This window comes from Vibrio penaeicida, from assembly GCF_019977755.1.
Classification (GTDB): Bacteria; Pseudomonadota; Gammaproteobacteria; order Enterobacterales; family Vibrionaceae; genus Vibrio; species Vibrio penaeicida.
In genome coordinates this window covers 516,794-540,739 of the sequence record NZ_AP025145.1, presented here as the reverse complement: position 1 = coordinate 540,739, position 23,946 = coordinate 516,794, and the positions used below count along the sequence as shown (strand labels likewise).

The 23,946-nt window shown below is 44.9% G+C and carries 12 protein-coding genes; 9 read left to right on the top strand and 3 right to left on the bottom strand.

All coding sequences use genetic code 11. The features are described from left to right. The first annotated feature begins 2 nt into the window (after nt 1–2). From LDO37_RS20775 to LDO37_RS20735, 9 genes are all read left to right on the top strand, one after another. On the top strand, nt 3–10,325 hold the full coding sequence (locus LDO37_RS20775; protein ID WP_126606476.1) for a non-ribosomal peptide synthetase/type I polyketide synthase: 10,323 nt from the start codon (nt 3–5) through the stop codon (nt 10,323–10,325). After that, nucleotides 10,322–11,464, top strand: coding sequence for a glycosyltransferase family 4 protein (locus LDO37_RS20770; protein ID WP_126606475.1), 1,143 nt, complete (start codon nt 10,322–10,324; stop codon nt 11,462–11,464). The genes LDO37_RS20775 and LDO37_RS20770 overlap by 4 nt, the downstream gene beginning before the upstream one ends. Next, nucleotides 11,461–13,566, top strand: coding sequence for a peptidase domain-containing ABC transporter (locus tag LDO37_RS20765; RefSeq protein ID WP_126606474.1), 2,106 nt, complete (start codon nt 11,461–11,463; stop codon nt 13,564–13,566). Before LDO37_RS20770 ends, LDO37_RS20765 begins: the two co-directional genes overlap by 4 nt. A 19-nt stretch (nt 13,567–13,585) precedes the next feature. Further along, a complete protein-coding gene (locus LDO37_RS20760) occupies nt 13,586–14,932 on the top strand; it encodes an HlyD family type I secretion periplasmic adaptor subunit (protein WP_185829717.1) in 1,347 nt (448 codons plus the stop codon). 9 nt (nt 14,933–14,941) lie between these two features. Further along, nucleotides 14,942–15,445 (top strand): GNAT family N-acetyltransferase, encoded by a 504-nt coding sequence (locus LDO37_RS20755; protein ID WP_126606472.1) that lies wholly within the window; start codon nt 14,942–14,944, stop codon nt 15,443–15,445. Nucleotides 15,446–15,478: 33 nt separating this feature from the next. After that, the gene (locus tag LDO37_RS20750) at nt 15,479–16,672 is read left to right on the top strand and encodes an acyltransferase family protein (protein WP_126606471.1); all 1,194 of its coding nucleotides are present in this window, start codon (nt 15,479–15,481) and stop codon (nt 16,670–16,672) included. A gap of 294 nt (nt 16,673–16,966) precedes the next feature. Then, nucleotides 16,967–17,464 (top strand): GNAT family N-acetyltransferase, encoded by a 498-nt coding sequence (locus LDO37_RS20745; RefSeq protein WP_126606470.1) that lies wholly within the window; start codon nt 16,967–16,969, stop codon nt 17,462–17,464. Nucleotides 17,465–17,499: 35 nt separating this feature from the next. Next, on the top strand, nt 17,500–17,865 hold the full coding sequence (locus LDO37_RS20740) for a nuclear transport factor 2 family protein (RefSeq protein WP_126606469.1): 366 nt from the start codon (nt 17,500–17,502) through the stop codon (nt 17,863–17,865). Nucleotides 17,866–17,980: 115 nt separating this feature from the next. Further along, on the top strand, nt 17,981–18,166 hold the full coding sequence (locus tag LDO37_RS20735; protein ID WP_126606468.1) for a YgaP family membrane protein: 186 nt from the start codon (nt 17,981–17,983) through the stop codon (nt 18,164–18,166). Between the two features lie 262 nt (nt 18,167–18,428). Here LDO37_RS20735 and LDO37_RS20730 read toward each other — a convergent pair whose 3' ends face one another. The 3 genes from LDO37_RS20730 to LDO37_RS20720 form a co-directional block, all read right to left on the bottom strand. Beyond that, nucleotides 18,429–18,821 (bottom strand): hypothetical protein, encoded by a 393-nt coding sequence (locus LDO37_RS20730; RefSeq protein ID WP_101110097.1) that lies wholly within the window; start codon nt 18,819–18,821, stop codon nt 18,429–18,431. 339 nt (nt 18,822–19,160) lie between these two features. Further along, nucleotides 19,161–21,488, bottom strand: a complete 2,328-nt coding sequence (locus tag LDO37_RS20725) for a glycoside hydrolase family 88 protein (RefSeq protein ID WP_126606467.1) — start codon at nt 21,486–21,488, stop codon at nt 19,161–19,163. Nucleotides 21,489–21,530: 42 nt separating this feature from the next. After that, the gene (locus LDO37_RS20720) at nt 21,531–23,876 is read right to left on the bottom strand and encodes a BNR-4 repeat-containing protein (RefSeq protein WP_185829716.1); all 2,346 of its coding nucleotides are present in this window, start codon (nt 23,874–23,876) and stop codon (nt 21,531–21,533) included. Nucleotides 23,877–23,946 lie beyond the last annotated feature (70 nt).

The window sequence follows — 23,946 nt, the reverse complement described above, 5'->3', positions numbered from 1 at the left end:
TCATGAGCCAAGTCAGTGAATTTGATATTGCCGTTATTGGCATTGCGGGGCAATTCCCTAGCGCAAAAGACAAAGAACAATTCTGGCAGAACCTAAATCAAGGGCAAGTAGGAGTGCGAGAGCTTCGCTCCGACGAACGTGTCTTAAGCAAATCGGACGATGCGCGTATTTGGACTGGAGGCGTATTGGATGGTCGAGATACGTTCGATGCACACTTTTTTGGCATAAGAGAAAGAGACGCTCAACTTTTCGACCCACAACTCAGGCTATCCTTCGAGCAAACTTGGCTGTCTATTGAAGACGCAGGTTACGCTTCAAAAGTAAAAGATCATATTATTGGTTTATTCATGGGTGCAGGGTTGAATCACGAATGGATTCAAAAAGCCCGCCATCACATAGATGAAAATCTCGCGGCACAGTATGAGCTCAATACGGTCACCTATCGAGATTTCTTCGCTACGCGAATCGCTTATCAACTCGGGCTAACCGGACCCGCCATTACAGTAAATACGGCTTGCTCGACGTCACTAGTTTCAATACACATGGCATGCCAAGCACTTCTTGCAGACGAATGTGAAATGGCCGTGGCTGGCGGAGTGCATCTTATTCCTAACTATGTGGGTTACGAATATCAGAATGGCATGGTGCTGTCGCCAGATGGACAATGTCGACCATTTGATCACACAGCGGAAGGCACGATTTGGGGAGAGGGTGCTGCTTTCGTCACCTTGAAAAAAGCCAGCGATGCGATCGAAGCTGGAGATCGGATATATGCAATGGTAAAAGGCTCAGCCATTAATAACGACGGCAACGCCAAAGTAGGATATACCGCTCCAAGTGTAACAGGGCAAGAGCAAGTCATACGGCAAGCGTTGGAGATCTCTGATGTTACACCTGAAGATATTCATTTCATCGAGACTCACGGCACAGGCACTAAGCTAGGCGATCCATTAGAAATCAGCGCCATCCTAAAAGTCCATGAAAGTAGAAATACCCCGCTCTACCTAGGTGCAGTGAAAGCAAACATTGGGCACTTAGATATTGCTGCAGGTGTAACAGGTTTTATTAAGGCAGCTTTATCGCTGTATCACCGCATGCTGCCGGGACATCCAAGTTTTGAGAAAAAATCAAAAGCAATAAAAAGCTTAGATTCTCGCTCTCTTCTCGAAGTAAATCGCTCGCCTATCGAATTGCCGAAACAAAACACGTGCTATGCGGGCGTAAGCTCTTTTGGAATAGGGGGAACAAACGCTCATGTCATACTAAGTTCTGCTCCCGAGCTCCACAAACCTATTCGTTCAGAGTTGCCCTATTACTTGCTGGTCAACTCTGCCAAATCAGAATCGTCCGCTCAATTCATGGCAAGCGATTTAACTGCCGTCCCTCTCCAAGATTTAGCAGATACTGCCTACACGCTTTTCCATCGAAAACCCAATCTCAATAAGCGCCTATTTTGTATTCGAGACAGTAAAAAGGGGAAAGTACACGCAGAATACTGCGCTACACCCGCATTAGGTGCCCAACTTGTTTTCGTTTTCCCCGGACAGGGCAGCCAATATCGAGGCATGAGCCAAGATCTCTATCAAACCCTGCCAGCCTATCGCCGCTACTTAGACCAATGCTTTGAACGTTTGGAAAACCATGGGTTTCACAACGCCAAACACAAACTGTTCGATGAACGCACGCCTTTGACAACAACCGAAGACACTCAGCCATTGCTGTTTTCGGTTCAATGGTCGCTTGCAAATTACTTGATGGATCTAGGTCTACAGCCAGACTACATGATAGGTCACAGCTTAGGCGAGATCGTTGCAGCGACGCTTGGCGGTGCAATCAACCTAGACGATGCCTTTGCCTTTGTTATCGAAAGGGGTCTGCTCATGGGAACAGCACCAAAAGGTCACATGTTCGCAGTGGAGACAACCGAGCTAAACTTGCTACTACCCGCAGGAGCATTTTGGGCATTGCACAATAGCCCTAGTCGAAAAGTCATCGGCGTCGATGACGAGCACGAACGTGATCTTTTAAGTTACTTGGAGCAAAACGATCTAACGTTTAAACGCATAGCAACAGAGCACGCCTTTCATACCCCTTCAATGCATACCGTAGCTCTAAAGGTGCAAAAATACTGTGAAGAAAATATGGGCTCCGAATACGGCAGCCACGAACCTACTTCGTCGATGATGCCTATCGCGTTAAACGTAACAGGGAAGATAGAACATAATACACAATTCGACGCCCAATATTGGTCTAGCCACATTACAGACCCTGTGTTGTTTTCTCAGGGGGTAAATAACATTATCCAAGAGGCGAACAACGTCACTTTTGTCGAGATAGGTCCGTCCGGCGGGTTAGCTAGCTGTATTCAAGAACATTACTCGGAAGATGTTGATGTTAAAACGATTCAAACACTTGGGAACAAGCACAGCTCAATGTCGGATTACGTTTGTATCTTGTCCACCCTCGGGAAGTGCTGGGCTCGCGGGCATGAATTGGAAGCTGACAATCTATTCCCTCACTCAGAGTATCAAATTGTATCCGTACCACCTTATCGTTTAGACAGAAAACCCTATAACCAAGTTAGGCAACAAGGTAAATACAAGGCGTCTACACCTACACGCACCCTACCCACTTCAAATCATAGTGAAGAACCCAAGTCTGAAAATACGTTACTGGATGCCCTTGCGGCACAGTGGCAATCCAGTTTTAGCGAAACGCTTCCTAACCTTGAGACAACAAACTTCTTCTCTGCGGGTGGCGATTCTTTATCTGCCAGTAGTTTTGCCTCTGGCTTGAGCAAAAGAGTGGGGATCTCAATACCCGTTGCTTGGGTGATATCAGGCGACACCTTAGACGCGTTATATGAAAAGCTCAAAAAAGCGATACTCGCACCCAAGAAGTCAGCTCAAGTCAACCCAGATTTAAACCAAGCACCGTTGACGTTGGCACAGGAAAGAATGTGGACAATGGCTCAGCTTGACTCAATAGAGGATTACCACATTTGCGAAGCATTTCGCTTCAAAGGGCAGCTTTGTGTTGCGTCATTAGAATGCGCTTTAAACCAGCTTATATTGAGGCATGCATCGCTGCGTACAACCTATCATGCTGAAGGTGACAACGTATATCAACAGGTAGCACAAACCCCGTCTACTATTACCTTAAATGCGATACCTGCCACTGAGGAAACATTGCCAAGCCAAATAGAAAAGGGCATGAAATACCCCTTCGATTTGGACAAAGATCTCATGTTCAGAGCCACGCTGTTTAAAATTGATAGCTCCTCACATGTACTGCTGATTGTGGTAAACCATATTGCCTCCGATGGGTCTTCTATGAGCATCATCGCACGTGACCTTTCCAATTTTTATGATGCCGCTGTAAACAAAGTTGCTCCTTCTCTTACTTCTATTGAGGCCAGCTATTGCAATTACGCCCAACAATTAGCCAACAAAAAGAAATCGTTTATCCCTTCGATGGAGTACTGGCTTGATAGGCTAAAAGGGCTGGAGATCCAGCCACCGATTTTTGGATCAGAGCGAAGAACTGAGCTCACACCAATTGCGAAAAATCGGACCGCCCTCTCCCCCGCATTAAATATGGAATTGACAAAACAGTGTAAAGCACTGGGTGTCACCCCTTTTGTTTGCCTCTCAACCCTTCTTGGTCTCGTCATAGGCAACACACAACACCAGCGCGACGTCGCTATTGGAACCACGGTGTCGGATAGACCATCGACACCAGAGTTTGAGCATGTTGTTGGATTCTTCACTAACACTCTTATCATGAGGCACGACCTCGATAGTAAAGAAACGTTAGAAGAACTACTCATAAAGAATCAAGGGGATTTCATTCAAGATTGGGGACACCTTCATCTTGATTTCAGTTCGCTTCTAGAGGCGATGCACGTAGAAAGAAAAACAGATGCTCATCCGCTCTTTCAAACCATGTTTGTTTCCATTGAAAAAGGAGAACTCCCGTTTGAAGACCTTGCTACATCGCCCGAACCACTTCCAGCCCTTTCTATGCCGTTCGATCTCTACATTGACACCTGGCTAGACGATGAAGAAAGGCATTTCACGTGGAAATACCGTACAGATGTGCACTCAGAATCGTCCATAACGTATCTCTGTACTCAGTTTGAATCAATGGTTTCAGCGTTTATCAAACACCCGAATCTGTCCATCAAAAACGAACTAACCCTTCCAAGTAACAAGCTCGATATCGTGAAGTGGCAAACAGGTGAAAATCTACCTTGCTCCCACGCTTCCCAAACTGTGTTACAACTCTTTGAAAAGCAGTGTAAACAGCACCCTCATCGCCATGCCGTTACCGACGCCGACATAACACTCACCTATCGCCAACTCGATCAGAAAGCCAACCAACTCGCCCATTGGCTAAACGAACAAGGCGTTCAAGCGGGCTCGGCAGTGGCAATCTGTTTACCTCGTGGTCATCACATGGCTCTCGCTATTCTGGCAACAATGAAGGCAGGCGCACATTACGTCCCCATTGATCCTAGCTACCCATTGCAACGCATGAGCTTTATGCTTGAAGATGCATCCGTAGGCTTAGTCATTGACAGTCAAACCAATCACCAAGCGTGGTCGTACCCATATCTTTCTATCGAGGCGCTCGACTGGGATTCATTGCCCCTTTCACAACCGGATGTCACCGTCTCTCAAAACGACACCGCTTATGTCATCTATACGTCTGGCTCTACTGGTCGCCCTAAGGGCGTGACCGTGAGCCATGGTAATTTGCTACATTACTGTCTGGCAGCGCAACAACACTACGACATTAAGCCTCACGATGCGGTGGCGCAAATTACCTCCATTGGCTTTGATGCCAGTGTGGAAGAACACATGATGTCTCTCTGTTTCGGCGCGCATCTGGTTTATCGAGATGAGGCAATGCTCACCAGCTTGGATGCGTTTGCGCAATTCATTCAACGCCATCACATTACTGTGGTTTCTTTACCAACCGCCCTCTGGCATGTTCTCTGTGACGAACTCGATACCGCGCTGACAGGACAGCTTCAGCGCACTTTGAGACTCTGTATTATGGGGGGGGAAGCCATGCAACCTGCCAGACTAGCCCATTGGCAGCAGCAAGACCAAGGGCATATCCAGTTGCTTAACACATATGGGCCTACAGAAACCACCGTGATTGCGACGGTGATGGACGTCACCCACGAAAACCCACACTGTGCTCAAGTGCCTATTGGGCGACCTATTGCAGAAGTGTCGGCTTGGGTCATGGATGATAGTGCTCACCCCTCTCTCCCTGGTGAAGCCGGTGAGCTTTGGATCAGTGGTCCTACTGTGGCTCAAGGTTACCTTAACCTCCCTGAGCAAACCGAAAAGGTTTTTGTACAGCATCATCACAATGAGCAACCCACTCTTTGTTACCGCACGGGTGATAGTGTTCGTTGGAACAGTGAAGGGCAATTGGTCTATCTCGGTCGGTTAGACAATCAAATCAAATACCGAGGCTATCGAGTGGAGCCTAGTGAGATTGAAGCTATCGTCAACCAACACCCAGCTGTGGTTGAAGCGGTAGTAGGCTTACGCGGCGAATTACTGAGCGCATGGGTGGTCAGCTCTTCTTCTTCGCCTACGCTATTGAATGAATGTGCCACTCAAATACGCGCTCAACTCCCTGAGCACATGCAGCCGACTCATTGGGCCCTGCTGGATAAAATGCCGCTCACTACCAATGGGAAAACTGATCACAAAGCTCTGCCAACACCCACATCTCTTTCGACGCATGCTCGTTCAATTCAACCGATGACAGAACAAGAAGCGGAAGTAGCCGAGCTTTGGAAAGCAGTGCTTGGCTGCAAACACTTGAAGCCCGAAGACAGCTTCTTTGAACTGGGCGGGCATTCGTTATCGCTGACAAAGCTCTTCAGCCAAATACAGAAAAAGTATGGTATCAAACCCGATTTTGGTGCGTTTATTCGCCAGCCAACGCTCAGGAGCATAACGAAAGCGTTATTCAAAGAAATAGAACGGTTTAAAGAAGCAGAACTGTCTGATAATAGCGAACCCAATTTTCCGTCGATGCGCCGCACTCCTGCAGATCCTACTGAGCTTTCTCTGAACCAAAAACGTCTTTGGTTTTTAGAAAAAAGCCATGCTGGAAATTCATGGATGCTGCACTTCGCATGGAGAATGTCTGGGGATCTCAACCTCAGTATTTTAAAACAAGCACTCAACTTACTGTTAATAAAGCATCAAAGCCTACGTACAAGTATCGATGAAACCGATGGAAACCCAAGGCTAAAAGTCCACGCTCCTCAAGGGGTACTTACGAGTGAATTTGATCTTACTGAACTGCCGAGCCCAGACAAACAAGCGCAATACGAGCAGATATTAAAAGAGTGTGCAACGAAGTCCATCCCACTGGACGCGAGCTCAATGATCTCCGCCACCATCATTAAAGAGCACAAGGACCAAATTACGTTTGCTTTGTCTTTGCATCACATTGCTTGCGACGGGTGGTCGATTGGGTTACTCATCAAGGATATCGATACTTTTTATTCCGCCCTTTCACATCAGACTTCTTTACCAAACTTATCCAGCTCTTGCGAATACGCGGACTTCACACAATGGCAAAACACCGCACTGAATGAAGGTCATTTTCAGCCTTCTATAGAATACTGGCACAATTATCTTCATGGCATTCCCGCCGTGCACAATATTCCATTGGATCATCAACGACCCGAAGTATTACCGGACGTCGGGTTAACCTATCGTGTTCACATTCCGAGCACTATCGTAAACAACCTGAATCAGCTTGGTTTTCAAACCAAGTCAACCCCGTTTATGATCATTCACACTGCATTAAGCGCATTCTTAGGTTTGATCAGTTCTCAGAAAGACATAGTAATCAGTACTGCTGTAGCTAATCGACCCAAAGAAGAGTTTGAACAAGTCGTCGGTTTCTTTGTTCATACCATGCTACTCAGGTGCCAGTGGTCAGGCAATCCTACGTTCTCGGAGCTGTTGCAATCTCAGCGAGATGATATTGCTGAGTGTTTTTCACACCAACATGTTCCCATTGATTTATTAATGGAGAAACTGTGCCAGACTCGAAGTGCAAGTTATGCACCTCTATCACAAATCATGTTGGTCTTTCAAAACAACGACCACGGCACCTTTTCTTATGGCGACATAACCGTTACTCCTTGCGATCTAACGAGGTTCAGCCAGTCAGCTAAATTCGACCTCTACCTCTCGGTGATTCCGAAAAACGATGGCTCCTACGAATGTCAGTGGGAGTTTAATACAGCGCTATTTCATACCCAGACTATTCAAAGGTTGGCTCACCAATTCACTCAATTACTGTCTGGTATTGGGCATAACTCGCAGCAGAACTTATCAACACTTATTTCAGATAATGACGAGCTGGATGAGTGGGTGCAAACCGCAGACTGGGCACAGCAAGAAACCGTACAGCAACACTGCACGCCACACAGCGGCGCTCAAAAAAACAACATATCACCAACCCACGCAGTCGCAGATAAATTCGACCACGAAACCATGCCGCCCCCCATTCTCTTACCAGCACATGCCGATTCAATCATGCCCGTAACAGAGCAGGAAGCGGAAGTCGCAGAGCTTTGGAAAGCAGTGCTGAACTGCAGCCATATAGAACCAGAAGACAATTTCTTTGAGCTAGGCGGGCATTCGTTAAAACTGACGAAGCTATTTAGCCAAGTGTACAAAAAGTATGGAATAACACCAGATTACGCGGCGTTCTTTAACGCACCAACGATTCGAGCGATGGTGAAAGGGCTATCTCAAAATAGGATCACAGCCACTCCACCCCAGCAGGATGCGCAATCACCAGAATTTATTCGGGGAGGTGCCGAATATTACCCGCTAACCTACAACCAACAACAGCTTTGGTTCCTTGAACACCTTCAGGGTTCTTCTAATCAGTACAGTATGACGTGGATCTACGAGCTTGAAGGTCAGATTTGCGAGGACCAACTTCAACGTAGTCTAGATTTACTGCAGCAAAAGCATCCCGCTCTTCGAACAAACTTCGAATTGGATGACAGTGAAAACGTGTGGCAAAAAATCGCGTTGAAAGGCAACACAAAGCTTCAAACTTTTGATATCAGCGCGTTTAGCCCACACGAACAACAAGACAAGCTAAGTGAGTTGTCAGAGAGCCTACTGAAGAAACCATTATCACTGAGCAAAGACGCGCTTTTCCAAGTCATCCTGGTTCACTGCGCTGACGACCTTCATTTCCTCGCAATCAGGTTGCATCACATCATCGCCGATGGCTGGTCTGTTAATGTTTTGTTTGGTGATTTGGGCGAGCTCTACTCTACTGACCATACTAAGTTATTGGATGTGAATACACACCAAACGGGGCTGCATTGCGGGCACGTAGCAAAACGAGAACAAACCCACAATTCAGAAGACGCCGCCAAAGCCCTGCGTTTTTGGCGTAAACACTTACTGGGCGCTCCCAAAATACACGCTTTGCCAACAGCGCACCCTAGACCCGATGTTTTACCCATTGAAGGAAAGACCTATTGGCATGACTATCGATCTATTCGTGATCAGGTCAATTCTTTCAGCTTGAAGCAAGAAACCACTCCATTTGTAACATTATATACAGCGTTCTCGGTGTTTATCGGGGAACTTTCTAGGCAGCAGGATGTGGTGATTGGAACACCTGTAGCGAATCGAAAAAGTGATGAGTTAGACAATGTTGTGGGGTATTTTGCCAATACGATTGCTCTGCGCTCACAATGGGACACCAGTGAAAATTTCCATTCGCTGTTACAGCGAAATCACTTTAGTTTGCTAGATAGCTACCCACATCAATCACTACCGTTTCAAGCGTTGGTGAACGAGCTGGCTCCTACTCGATCTCTTTCACATTCCCCTATCTTCCAAATCATGTTCGTTTTGCAAAACAATGAGTTTCCAGACGTTCACTTCGATGGCTTATCCATCAAACCGATGCAAAGCACTGGGCAACAAGGTCAGGTAAAATTTGACCTTGCTGTCGCTGTCTATGAAGACTCTGACCAGCTCACGATGTCGTGGGAATACAACTCAGTTCTGTTTGACGATCAAACCATTATTACGTGGGCAAGCGATTTTGAACAATTTGTGAGTGATTTACTCCAAAACCCAAGCTCGGCGATTGGAAAACACCACTCGGAACCGTCTTCTACCGATTTTGCCATGAATACAGCAATTCAATCGGATGCCCCCTCGCATGAGTCTCCCGCTTTAATGTATGTATGCCCTGAAAAGCTGGCTGTCAGCCAGCGCGTTTTCGCAAAAGTATTAGGGCAAGACGACATCAAAGGCGACACAAACTTTTTCGAGGCTGGCGGGCATTCATTATTGTCTATCAAACTCATTGGTAAGCTCAAAAAAGCGCTAGGAGAAAACATCGAAATTCATCAGTTCTTTCTATCTCCAACGCCAGAAGGTGTCGTACGAAGTTTGGAAAGCAGCTCAGAATCCTTCGCAGAAAAGCCTGTTTTTGACTATCTAATACAAGGCGTGCAACCTTTTACCATCAAAGCCAACACGTCTGTACAGCCTATGGTTCTTCTCCCTGGAATTGGTGGGCTAGGAAATGCATTTTTCCATTTGATTCCACACCTCGACGCGGAACATATCATTGGTTTCCACCTCCTCGATCCCGATGCACCCACGGTTCGAGCACTGGCTGAAAGTCTCGTGGATACTCTTGCTAAGATGCCAAATGTGACCAAGCCAGTCTTTGTCGGGCATTCACTTGGCGGTTGCGTCGCGTACTTGTGTCAAGAAATCTGGCAGTCAAGGTTTAACGTCCAATGCGACATTACGTTACTCGATAGCTACCCCCTCACTGGTCACGTCGGCTCTATCAATGCATTAGCGGATCAGTTTATCCAAGCCATTGAATCTCAGATACCACTCAAAGCCAAACCTACGGAACAGGACATTTCATCGACGGAACAACTGTTGGCATTTTTACTAGAGCACTGCGACACAGATTCGGAGCAGCTGGCACAAATAGAGCTGCTTTGGTTGGTCTACCAGAAACAAGCGTCGTACTGCTTTTCGCCAGACACCAGCTGCGCTCATCAGATTGATTATATTACAGCAACCGCGCCCGCGACGGTGTGTCGCCTTTGGCAACAGGCTGCTGATAGATTCCGTTTACACGAAAGCCAAGGCGATCATTTCAATATGCTCTCTCCCCGTCATGCTGAGCACACCGCCCAACTCATCAATCAAGCGCAGCGGTCACTTGAGCCATCCCATTTAACTAATTCAAACTCCGAGATTTTACCATGAAGTATTTGATTTATACGTTGTTCTACTACCCTGAAACCAATGGTGTAAGCCGCTGTGTGGACTACCGCTGCCACTACCTAAGAGAGAACAATGAATCCGTCACACTGGTTATGCCAGATTACCCAGAGCTTTCAAGTTGCTCTCAAGTCCAATCGCTAAAAGAGGCAGGGGTCGAGATCGTCACTGTCCCTGTCGCTGAGCGAACCGAAAACGACGACTCATGGTTTGCCAATCACGATGGTCTCAAAGTCGTCGACGCCATTCTGGCCGAGCAAGAATTTGATGTGTTCATAGTGGATGAACCAATGATGTTGTTCATGGTTTCCGGTTTTCGCTTGGCGATGCTAAAACACCTTACTTCGATACAAAAAACGGTGGCGGTTTGTCATGGTTGCCTTCCGGATTTATATCGAAGTTACGGAATGCAGATCTCAGCGTTACAAGCCGAAGCCGTAAAACGGGATATCTATGACGATTACGACAGCACCTTTATTCCTACTCAATACGTGTTTGATCGATACGAGTTATCGCGTAAAGCCAAGGTGGTGCCATTCTTAGGCGTGGATAAAGCTTTTTATTGCCCGCGTCCAACTGAACGTACTCGCTCGGTCTTGAATGTTCTTTATGTGGGAAGAATCGCACAAGAGAAGAACGTCGAACTCTTGTTTGAAACTGCGATTCAGCTCAATGCGCAAGGTCATACGGATATTGCTTGGCACTTCGTTGGAGAGGGTCCGCTATATCAACAATTGGAGGAACATGCACCTGATTACGTGAACGTCCATGGTGAGCTGCACGGAGAAGCTCTTCTAGCCGCCTACCAAAACGCTGATGTCTTCGTAACGGCTTGTGACTTTGAGGCATTTGGTCTGACCGTCGCGGAAGCCATGTCTTGTGGGCTACCGGTCATCACTACGAACAAAGGAGGAAACGCGGAGCAATTCGATCACTCGATTCAAGGTTATCAGTTTGATCTAACTAACCCTGAAGCGCTTCAAATTGCCATTCTCACCTTAAAAAGTGACCAACTGCTAAGAGAACAAATGCGCATTGAGGCTCGTGAAGCCGCAAAAGATTGGCAACAATCCTGTTCAATTTTGGTTGATGAAATACAAAGTCTACTGGTATCGGATGTATGAGTGTACTTGAAGTAAAAGAAAGGGCTTACCAAAGCTTGGCGTGGATCGCGCAGTATCACAATAAACCTGTTGATGCCAACGCGATCTCCCACGAATACCCTCTTGAAAGTGCTGACAGTCATGCTATTCGCGTGGTTGCCAAAAAATTAGGGTTAGACACCCAAACTCAGAAAATCGATTTCAATGCGACCAATAGTCTTCCTTGTCCGGCTCTTGTACAGGATAAAGCAGGTAACTGGTACATTCTTCTGAGTGCAGACAGCGCTCACGTCGAAATATTGGGAGATGATCGCAAACCGCTTTCTATTGATATTCACACCTTTAAGAATCTCGCAGCTGGCACTGTGATCACGTTTCTGCGCATGGACGAACATTTAGCGGAAAAAGAAACCTTTGGAGGGGCTTGGTTTGTTCAAGCTTTTCTGCGGTTTCGTCACTCAATCAGCCAGATTCTGTTAACCGCCTTAGTACTTCAAATTTGCATTTTGGTGATCCCTCTATTTATTCAGACGGTCATCGATAAAGTCGTCGTGCACCAAAGTATGTCAACGCTGGTCATGCTCACGTTAGGAGTTGGACTTGTACTTTGCATGGAGACCATTTTAGAACTCGTCAAACGTTACTTGCTTGCTCACACAACATCTCGTATCGACGCAGAGCTGGGGGCAAAGCTGTTTGATAAGTTGATGGATCTCCCTTATCGGTTCTTTTCCGAGCGCTCGGTTGGGCAAATCACCGCTAGAATGAATGAGGTAGAGCGCATCCGGATATTCCTTAACGGTGCCACTTTCACTGCGTTGATTGACCTTATGCTCTCCGCATTCTTGCTCGTGGTGATGTTTCTCTATAGCCAAACGCTGGCTGGAATCGTTGGGCTCTCTATCCCATTGTATCTCGCTGTTTGCTTTTTAATTCTTCCCAAACTGTTCAAATTGTACGGGAAACAATTTGAAACCAGCGCTCAAAGCAATGGATTCTTGGTTGAAACCGTTGCTGGTGTGGAAACATTAAGAGCCATGGCAGTTGAGCCCCAAATGCGATACCAATGGCAAGGTATTTTAGCTGCCTATGTGCGTTCGAGGTTCGACGTAACATGGTGGGTCAACATTGGTGTTGAATCAGTGAATCTGATTTCGAAGTTGATCACCTTATTTGTCCTCTTTTTTGGTGCGAAAGCTGTGATGCAATCCGATCTTTCTATTGGTCAGCTTGTCGCATTTAACATGCTTGCTGCTGCCTTCAGTGCGCCAATGATCCGCCTTTCTCAACTTTGGCAAGAACTTCAACAAATGCGGGTTTCTGTACGTCGACTCGGGGATATTCTCAATCACCCCAGCGATACTCTTCAAACACAAAAACACTGGTTGGCAGACGTAGAAGGCCGGCTGGACATTAGCAAGCTAAGTTTTCAATACAAACCTGGACACCCTTATTCCTTAAACAATATCAACTTGTCTGTTAAACCTGGGGAAATCATTGGTCTGGTTGGTCGTTCAGGCTCTGGAAAAAGCACTCTAGCCAAACTGATACAAGGTCTCTATGAGCCGAATTCCGGCACCATTAGCATTGACAGTAACCCTCTAAACTCAATCAACGCTCATTCTTTAAGAAAACACCTTGGTGTGGTGCTTCAAGAAAACGTGCTGTTCAGTGACACTATCTATAAAAACATTAGCTTCGCGAACCCTCATCTCACCTTCGAGCAAATAAAATATGCGGCCAACCTAGCGGGTGCGCACGACTTTATCAGCCAAATGCCGGAAGGCTACCAAACCAGGTTAGAGGAACGTGGAAGCAACCTTTCAGGTGGGCAGCGACAGCGCATCGCAATCGCCAGAGCGATTGTCAACGAGCCGAAGATCCTAATTTTGGATGAGGCAACCAGTGCGCTGGATTACGAATCCGAGAAAAAACTGCAACACAACTTAAAAAGCATTTGTGCGAACAAAACCGTCATTATTGTCGCTCATCGTCTCTCCACGGTTCGGCACGCCGATAGGATTGTTGTTATGGATGCCGGTGAAATAAAGGAAGAAGGAACACACGAACAACTCATTGAAAAGCAAGGGCTGTATGCCGATCTTTACCAGCAATCGCAATAAGTTAGAAAGGAAGCCAATTATGAAGCTTTTCAAAAAAAATAGCCAAGTTGAGGCATTGCATCCCGATTTTGTGAGTGTTTCTAGAAACCCGCCCTCTCCACTAGGACGAGCCGTTGGCGGACTACTTTGTTTCTTCATCGTGTTAGCCTTGGTATGGAGCTCGGTCACTCGCGTAGACAAAGTTGCACTCGCGACAGGCAACGTTGTGTTGCAAGACAAACCTCAATCTGTTCGGGCAAACAGAGACGGTCTGATTACCGACGTCCGAGTCAAAGAGGGAGAGTTGGTTGAAGAGGGAGACGTCCTGATAGTCTTGGATAATGAACTCGATACAATTCAATTGCAAAAAGCACATCAAATGCGAGCAGATACCTTATTAGAAATCTGGCAAATAGAGGCAACAAAGTGGCAAGCTATCGAATTGAAACCTTCGCAACCTCCTGTTAACGAAGAGCTTGCTAATCATCCACTTCTTGATCTTGCGAAACAAAAGGTTCGCAATAAAGTCGCCAACTTCCATATTGAGATCGATTACTTACAACGCCAAATAAATATGACTGGTGCTGAAATAAACAAGTCTGAGCAATCGCTCATTAATTATGAATCCTTGCTTAACTCAGCAAAGGAAATTGAAAGCATGAATCTCAAATTAATAGATAAACACTCTATAAGTAGAGTAGATTATTTGAAGAGTAAAGATAGGCTTCTCAATGTTGAAAAAAGCTTGTTGGAAGAAAAAGCTCAGCTGATATTTCTACAGGAAAAAAGAAAGTCTGAGTTAAGTGCCAAGCAAAGATATGTGGATAAGTTTTCATTGGCACTGTCTGAAAGACGAATTGAACAATTCCAAGAACTGCAAAGAATAGACTTAGTGATTAAAGAGGCCAATAAGCACAAAGCACTGTCTCAGATCCGAGCCCCCTTTTCTGGCACCGTTGTCCCAGGTACATTACCACAAAAGAGCGACGTCATTTTGAGCACAGACACTTTGCTTTATCTTACTCCGAAGGACAGCAAGGTGGAGCTGATCGCATATGTACAAAATAAAGACAGAGGGCATATTGAAAATGGTATGCCAGTCACCATAAAAATTGACGGATATAACTATATTCGCTATGGAACTATTACTGGAAAAGTAAAGAATATAGCAGCGAGTACCTATTTAAATCTCAATAACAAAGACATATACAGCTATCCGGTATTAATTGAATTAGATACGGACTCATTAATTCACAATGGAAAGCACTACCCTCTAATATCGGGTATGACTGTTTCCGCTGAAATTAAAGTCGGGCAAAGAAAATTGGTCAGTTTTTTCTTTGAACCCATTCTCGAGTCTGTAAAAGAAAGCTTTAAAGAATATTAGGTCAATGAAATGAAGACATACATTAGAACTCCTTTATTAAATGACGTACTCGCCGTCAACGCATTGCTTCTTCAGCAACATAACTTTCACAAAGAAGTGGAGCCAACCTATTCGCCCGACACCTATCAAAGCGTAACGGAAGAGGATTTCATTACCTTTTCAGAAGAAAGCGACACCGAAATACTTCTACTGTGTAAAGAAGAGAGCGGCAAAGAACATGTCATTGGCGTCGCCATGCTCAAATTTTATACATCACCTTATCCTCCTTTTGCCTTGAATGGATCGAGTTGTTACATCAACCAACTGGTTGTAGACAAGGAGCACAGGGGGATGAACTTAGGGACATCCATGTTGCGCGAAATAGAAGGTTACTGTGCAAAGTATGGATTCAATGAAATTTTCCTAGACTGCTGGTGCGCCAATGAGCTTGGGCAAAACTTTTATGCAAACAACGATTTCAAACCCATTCGCAGTTTAATGTCTAAAGAAGTTGAACTAGACCATAGAGTCTAGGACCTGTCGCTTATTACAAAACGGAAATAATCTATGAAACGTCAGTTGCCCATTTTAACACCCATTCGAGGCTTCGCAGCCATACTTGTCAGCTATTTCCACGCTCGACTCGTACTCTTCCCACAATGGTTAGAACCCATCAATGATGCCACCCATTTTATTAAAAATGGCTACATCTGGGTGGATATATTCTTTATCTTGAGTGGGTTCGTAATGATGCACGTGTATCGAGATACTTTCAGAACTAATGCGCCTTACGAGGAATGGGGGCGGTTTATGTGGCTACGCTTTTCCCGAATTTATCCATTGTTTATCACTACCTTTGTGGTTTTGCTCGCTTGGGAAACTTACAAATATTTCAATCACATTGGCTTTTATGGCGGTCCGATACTCGAAAGCTGGGGAGTCAACGGCTTACCAGCGTTCCAAGGTCCATTCAATTCCAGTGGCTCCATTGCTTCAACGTTACTCCTTCTTCAAGGTATCACGTCTAATGGTCTCGTCTGGAATTTTCCAGGATGGTCTCTGAGCGTAGAGTGGTTGAGCTACATGTTCTTCCCTTGGATGGCTATTGTCCTTGCCTCCTCAGCAAAACAAACCGTTTGGGTACCTGTCCTCACGGCACTGATTGTCTTTAGCCTTGTTAATAAATTTGGAACGTTAGACGTAACCTCCAGCTATGGTGCGATTCTGAGGGGCTTAGCTGGATTTTCTCTGGGCGTTTGGCTGTGCCAAATAAAACTGTCTACTGTTTGGCAAAAGTTCGCAAATAACAGCTTAGTGATAATAGGGCTAATTGTCGCGATAGGCGCAGTGATGCATTCTCAATTAACTGCCACTACGACGCTGCTCTGTTATGTTTTGTTCGCGCTGTTGATCCTATTCAGTGCCAATCATATGCCGGAGCGTTCATTCGCATTATCCATTTTAGACAATAAACTGACTCGCTGGCTGGGAGACATCTCTTACTCTGTTTACCTTTGGCACTCTGTCATTCTCATTGTGGGGATCGAAGTTATAAACCTAGTGAACCCTAATAGTTTGACATGGTGGTATGGGCAAAGCGATATTAGCTATCTTGCCCTCTCCTTCGTAGCATTGTTATCGATTCTTCTTCCAGTCGCATCACTAAGCTACGTATACATCGAAAAACCTGCGATGAAGTTACTCAGAAAGAAACAAGCACCGAATGCCGCACCTAAGGTAACGGATTTAACCTCTGGATAGAGGGCACTAGGGGTTGTTGACCTAAAAATACCGAGTGTTCGCGATGCTTAAGTGGTTAGAGCCTATGCGTTCAAAGCTAAGGCGCCCACTCGGTTCATTTGCTTCAATCCCCAACCGACTCAATACTCAACTCATTTACCCCACCCATTATAACGTTGTTACATAAAAACTTACGCCCACGAGGCGTAGCCTTCATATAAGTCACTTAGAAACAAAATAGGTCAGCATGCTGCCCCCGTTTTCAGTACTATCACTTTGATAAGGATTCATAATATTTCAAGGAGATAGCGGTAAGTGGAGATAAGCATACGGGAAGCCAACCTAGAAGATGTTCCAAGCATCGCTGAAATACACGTCACCTCGTGGCAAGCAACTTATCGTGGGCTAATACCCGAAGAGTACATACTCTCGCAAACGTTAGAACGTCGAACCAAACTTTGGACAAATGTGATAGCGGATAAGCTGGCTGATCTATTAATGGCAGAGTACGATGGTGACCTTGCCGGTTTTATCAGTTGGAATAAACCTGAACTTAAAGCCACTGCAGACATAACGTCTCTCTATTTATTCCCGCACCATATATCCAAAGGAATAGGCTCTAGATTGCTTGCTGAATGTGAAGCCCGGCTTATTCAGTTACATGTAAGCAAGGCGACTTTATGGGTGTTAGATAGCAATGTACAAGCACTTAACTTTTACCAAAAACATCAATTCGTACAAACAGGAAAGCAGGGAAAGAACCGAATAAACGGTCTACTGCTTAACGATTTAGAGCTAGAGAAATCGTTATAAATACTCTGTTTAAACAGTTGAACTAAGGACAACACATGAACACAGAAACGGAACAGTTGACGATAGCCATCGTAGACAAACAACTCGACGCCTACAATGCGCGCGACATTGATGCATTCGCAGCCACTTATCACGAAAATGTAGAGATTCACTCTTTCTCTAAAGGGCTTCAATACACAGGGAGAGATACGTTGATTGAGCGTTATGGAAAGAAGTTTGCGAGCTTAACGTATTTAAACGCGACATCGCTAAAGCGCATTGTTCACGACCGTTTTTTGGTTGATCATGAATTGGCAGAATCGTCGAGCTTGGCGTCTGAAGAAATTGAAAATAGCTTGAAGATTATTGCTGCATATGAAGTTGAAGATGGCTTGATAAAGCGCGTCACTTTTATGGGTTAGTCGTATATACGAACTTCAACACAAAGTTAGTAAAAGCTACTTTAGCGCAACATATATTAGACAATACTTACATAAGGGCGTATGATTCATATACATTCTTGATGGAGATATGGCTATGACTGTAGAAAATGGTGTTCGAATACTGGCTGGAAGTATGGTGTTAATCTCGCTTGTTTTAACTCAGTTTGCTCACCCATACTTCGTAGGGTTAACCATATTTGTTGGGATTAATTTGATCCAAAGTGCATTTACTCACTTCTGTCCTGCTGCTCTATTGTTGAAGAAACTTGGATTTAAATAAGGCTTTTACCGTTTGTTTGCCTTAATGCCAGAGTTCTTTTGTTAGAGCGGTATCCTAGCAAGATCTCATGTGAGTATGTTGAGGAAGGAATGGAGCCTGAAAAGTGTCGACATTTTCACTGTTGCCCCAATTGAAAATGTACTCGTCAAGTTATAAGCAATGATTAGTGAGCGAAAACCTTCTTTCGGGGCAGTACATACTTATTTTCAGTACAATAAATAAAGATAGACGTGAAAAATAGTTAATAGACACGTCTATACCCTCAATGCGCTGTCATTTCATTGTACGCTTTAATGGCGTGGAATTTTTCGATCACCAATATGTAATCTTCTCTGGATACAGTTTTATGTAATCCGGTATCCAAATCTTCGGTTTCGGGGTTGCCCGATTTAACAACCGCGCGCAATTCATAGATGGGTGATTTAGCATACGCGAACCAATACACCAATAAAAAGACAGGCAATCCGGCGTACAATGGGTGGACAAGCAAGGCAACAAAACCAAACACGAATGCTATCAGTGCAGCTCTTTTCACCTTGTCTATTGTGGTGTAATCCTTCACATACAGTTCTTCAATTCTGTCTAACGAAATCACAGAGTCACCTACTTTCAACCCTGCTGAAGTCATACTCGGAACATCCACTTTTTTAAACATCAAAACATCCTATTTCAACGCAAACTACTTGTTCAGATCTGGTTTGGCTTGTTTTAAAAGCTCACAACCAAGTGGAGATAAAATTTAACACATAAGCTATTGATCTGGTGTGTCCAAGATTACAAAACCATCAAGAAGCTGGCGAATTTCTGCGGCATATCGCAAGAATTAGACCTATATCTATACACGCAACAGGGTTTTCAGCGCAGATACGAGAGCAAGTAAACTCTTTAACTCTTTAACTCTTTAACTCTTTAACTCTTTAACTCTTTAACTCTTTAATGCTTTAACATTCACTCCCGAAAAGATAAACGCCCTGCTATCACAGGGCGCTGAGTTTTACTCGTATAGCGAAAGCTCTGTCAAGCTTGTCCATGGAATAATCCCTGGTGGGAACTCTGTAACCGTTAGACGTACTTTGGAGGTGTTTACAGACACAGGCAGAATATGTTGAACGCCTGGTTCAGATGCATTGCTGCCTCGTTCATCTATAGTGACATACTCACCATTTGAGTTTAACGCTTCCAATTTATAACCATATTTTCGGTCTTGAAAGGTACTTAAGCTATAAGAGCGAATGGATTTTTCATTACCCAGTTCAGCTTCTACGACACCATAACCATCTGTCGACCACCTGTCTCCAGACGACGAGCTACCGTCAAACAAGTTTTCGCAGCCGTATTGAGATTGCGGCTCACTGTTACACGTAAACGACGTGGGCTGGATTATGGCTGGAGAATATTCACGTCCAAACAGATCCCACTCTCTTAAGCTCACCCAATTAGAAGAATTGTCGGCTATGCCCGTTACGGTCAGTTTAGCGTATCGAGCAATGACAGGAGTAAGGGCTTGGTATTGCCCAGTTCCATCACCACCCACCACATCGCTGATCAACTGATAATCGGCAGCTTCCGTCGCTTTCACTTCAATATTGAAGTTGTATTCTCGGTTATTAACAGCACTCAAAGCGAAACCATTCAATGTGTATAAAGAACCGAGATCCACTTCCACACTTTGTGGGAACGTCATCGCCGACCAACGGTCTCCTGCACTGTCACTTCCATCTACAACTTGGTTGCAGCTGTATTGAGGTTGCGGTTCATCGCTGCAAGTCACTGGTTTGTTTAATGAAACGCTCTCTAGAGTGGACGGCTTACCGAACACCTCCAACTCTCTGATGCTAACCCAACTTCCATTGTAGGTTGCGGCATCTTCCACTGTAACGCGAACATATCGACCAAAGGTGTTATCAGGTAACCCTATTAAGCTTGCACGACCATCGGTATTGTCCAGTTGGTCGAGTACCAATTCGTATTGGCTTCCCGAATCCACTTTTACCTCAACGGTATACTGGTAATCGCGATCAGCATAAAAACTGCCTCTGAATGCTGAAAGTTCACTTACCTCTCCGAGATCAATTTCAATCCAAGAAGGAAACTCATTGGCTGACCAGCGTTTGTGTCCAGCGAAATTTCCATCAACCGCTTGGCTACAAGCTGCCGATGTTGGTTGAGGTTCACTTGAACAGGTCACCGATTTATTTTCTGCAATATTGTTGTCTGATAGAAGATGATAGATTTCGCCAGAGGCTGCCAAATAAGAACCTACCGTGTAAGGCTGGCTTGATCCTGCTCTCGCGTATGCCATATAGGGTTCATGTGCTACTCCTTGTGCCCAGCCTAGTCGACCGGAGTCCTGCAATGCTGTATTCGCTAAGGCTAACCACCCTTTTTCGATGACCGGCATATACGTTTCAGCATCTAAAATGCCGAGTCGAATACCTATTGCCATGCCATAAACAAAAAATGTGGTTCCACTCGATTCCGGAGCATTGATGTGGTGAGGTTCAATAAGGTCCGCACCCCAAAAACCATCCGCTAACTGAGCATTTTTAAGGGCTGCAGACATTTTTACAAAATTGGTCACATATTCATCGTAGTGTGGCGCATCTTCAGGTAACCGATCTAACAATCGAGCAATCCCCCCATATACCCAGCCATTACCGCGAGACCAAAACATTGGGTTGCCATCTGGGCTCGGGTTTTTAGGGAATACATATCGACCATCTCTTGCCCATAGATCGTAATCTTCATTCCAAAGCACATCGTGTGCTGACTGGAATTGAGTATATAACGATTGGTACACAACCTCTTTTTCTGATTCACTGGATAGTGTGTCAGCCATAAGAGGCCAAACAGCAGGAGCCATGTAAAGTGCGTCCGCCCAAGACCAGTGACGCGTATAGGTGGAATTGACAACCTCCATGACACTTTCCTTCAGGCAATCGAGAATACCATCGGGCTCATTGGCTAATGGAGCCAACTCAAAAAAGACTTGTCCAGCCACTTGGTGATCCGCATTTTTCGTCGCACAAGAACCGTGGGGTTCGTATGAAAATTCTCTTGCCCAACGAAGTGTGTTATCCCACGCCTTACCATTACCTGTAAGTTTGAAATATTCGAATTCGCCAATATGATAGGTCCCATATATCCAGTTTGCATTTGGGGTGTATTGGCTATCGTAAAATCCGTTATCAACCCAATAGTCATGAACGAGTTTTGACGTATTGAGCATGTCGTTTGGGGTAAATTTGTACGCCCCAAACGCTGTCGAATTTAAGAATACAGCACTTAGCAATGAAAGCTTAAGCATTGTTGATTTTTTCATCTTAACTATCCTTAGTTAAAAATTAATTAGAGCTCATAACCCTTAAAGAGCAGGATCGCAGCGATCATCGATCAGGTTTCCATTTGCATCATCAAAGACACGGACATTACGAAATACGGACTCGCCATTCTTCTCACCGTTATCGTGGTCAGCAATCAGGAGAAGGTATTTAGTACTCTCTGCCGTTGCAAATTGACCCACGGGAATGCTGAAATGCTGGAACTCGCCGCTCGCATCGTATGTTTTAAACAATTCATTGGAGTTAGAATCTGGTTGCGTTCCATAAAGGGCGAAGCGCGTTTCACCATTGTTAAGAGTCCGATCTTTATCCAGAGCTATGCCGTGAAATTCGCCTTGCTGGGCGCTCTTGAAATCAAAGGTGATTACCGTATTGGGTGTAATGTCATACGGTAACTCGACCACTCGCCACGCATTGTTAGCGATAGACAAAGTGCTCCCATCTGGGGATACCTGAAATGTTCCACCATCCCCTTGATTAGGATCGTAAACATCAACCTGATTACGGCTAAAGTAAACGTCGCTGTAATCTTCAAATATGGACATGTTTCGGAAAGTAGAATCTCCTAATGCTGCTGCATCATCATCAGCATTAACAACCAGATAGTTAGCACTAAATGGCTGATTTCCTATCGATTTGCCAATTGGGGTGATAAAGCGCGAAAATTCACCACTGGTATGATAAGTATCAAATGCACCTTCAATATTGGCATCTTTCTGGGTACCGTATAGACGAGCACGTAAACGATTACTGACCGACAAATTGTTATCCAAACCTATCGCATGTTCTTCTCCTTGAACGTCGGATTTGAATTCAAAAGAAACTGTGGTGTTAGGTGTGACACGATAGTCAATATCAATGGCTTTCCAGCTATTCCCCGTTAGCGAAATACCGTTATTAGCGAATGTCGCATTTCCTTTATCTTGGCTGCCTCCATAAGCGGTAGTGTTTGATGAGGAAGGAGAAATGTTTACCGCTTGGCACGTTCTGGCTATGTAGGCAATCGGGTTATTGATGTATTTCCCAACGATTTTCGAGTCATAGCCTTTGAAATAGTGAGGTTCACCCGTACTTTGCAGATCTTTATATCCATTAACAAAAGACTCATACTTGCCAGTAAACCAAATTACGACCTGCTCATTCGAGCTTTCCGCTCCAAACGGCACAAACGGACGATAGTTGTTATCTGGAGAATTTGAGGTTAAGGCTTCCCAAGTAAAACTTGTTCCGCTTAACACACCTTTGTAAATTTCAAACTTATCCGTATCTAAACCAGTCGCTGGATTAACATTAGCGGAAATGAATATCTCGTTCGGATTGTATGGGTTAAGGGTAATACCACCAGCATAATCTATTTGAGACCCTCCAAACCTTGTTCCATCAGGCGCAGTCATCGGTTCGGGAATAAGAGCATCGCCTGCGTCCGCGACCCAAATTTTGTCCCATTGGTTCGTCGATGCATTCCATGTCGCCATGTAATAGTCGATGGTATTTTTGTCATATTGGTGGCTATAGAGGAGGACAGGGTTACCCGAAGAATCATAGCGAACTTCATGATTCCAAGGAGAGCGATTTGTCCCATCTTCACCTTGTTGATAAACCACCGTTCCATCCGAAACAACAAAAGGAGCATCATCTAGATTTCCAATGAGCGTCCCATCGGATTTGTATGTTTTTCCGTTTTTAATATAGAGGTGATATAGACTGGTTCGTTTTGGCGTCGGGTGACCATCGGTAAAGAAGAAATCAATTCGATCTACCCCATTTGATGCGTATTTTGCATACGCCCTATCCCACCATTGAGTACCATTTTGAATAAAGTGTTTTGCTTCAGTGGGGTTATCGCCATTGGCATCAAAGGTAACGTAATAAGGATCTCGAGTGCCAACCCGAAAGAAATTGTAAATTTTCCCATTCTCAGCAGAGAGCTGATAAGCATTATTGTACGTAGCCGTCTTAGGAATAGGATACGTCCTCTCTTCACCCCAGTCTTCCAATGTCAGCGGAAGAGATGTGTTAGAGACTCGATAGTACTGAGTTCGTCTAGCATCATGTAGCGTGTAAAGCGACATCATTTTTCCATTTTGCAAAGGAAGAATGGCACCATTGTTGTGATCATCTGCCTGTTGAAAACTGCTGAGATCTATGTCATCACCGATTCTAGAACCCGATTCTAAGTCGAGCGTAGACATTCCCGTAAAACCATCAATTTTCACATAGGATGTGTAAAGTACACCGTCGTTAATTCTGGCTCGTTCGTCAACAAACCAGATATATGTGCCATCTTCTGTGATAACAAAATCGTAGTCATTAGATACCGGGGCAGCACTGAGTTGTTGGGGTAGTGCAATCATCAAAGGAAAGAGCATTGCTCCACGAAACCTACGAAGATTACATTGAATTGAGGAGTGCATCGTTGTTACCTCTCAATTATTTGAT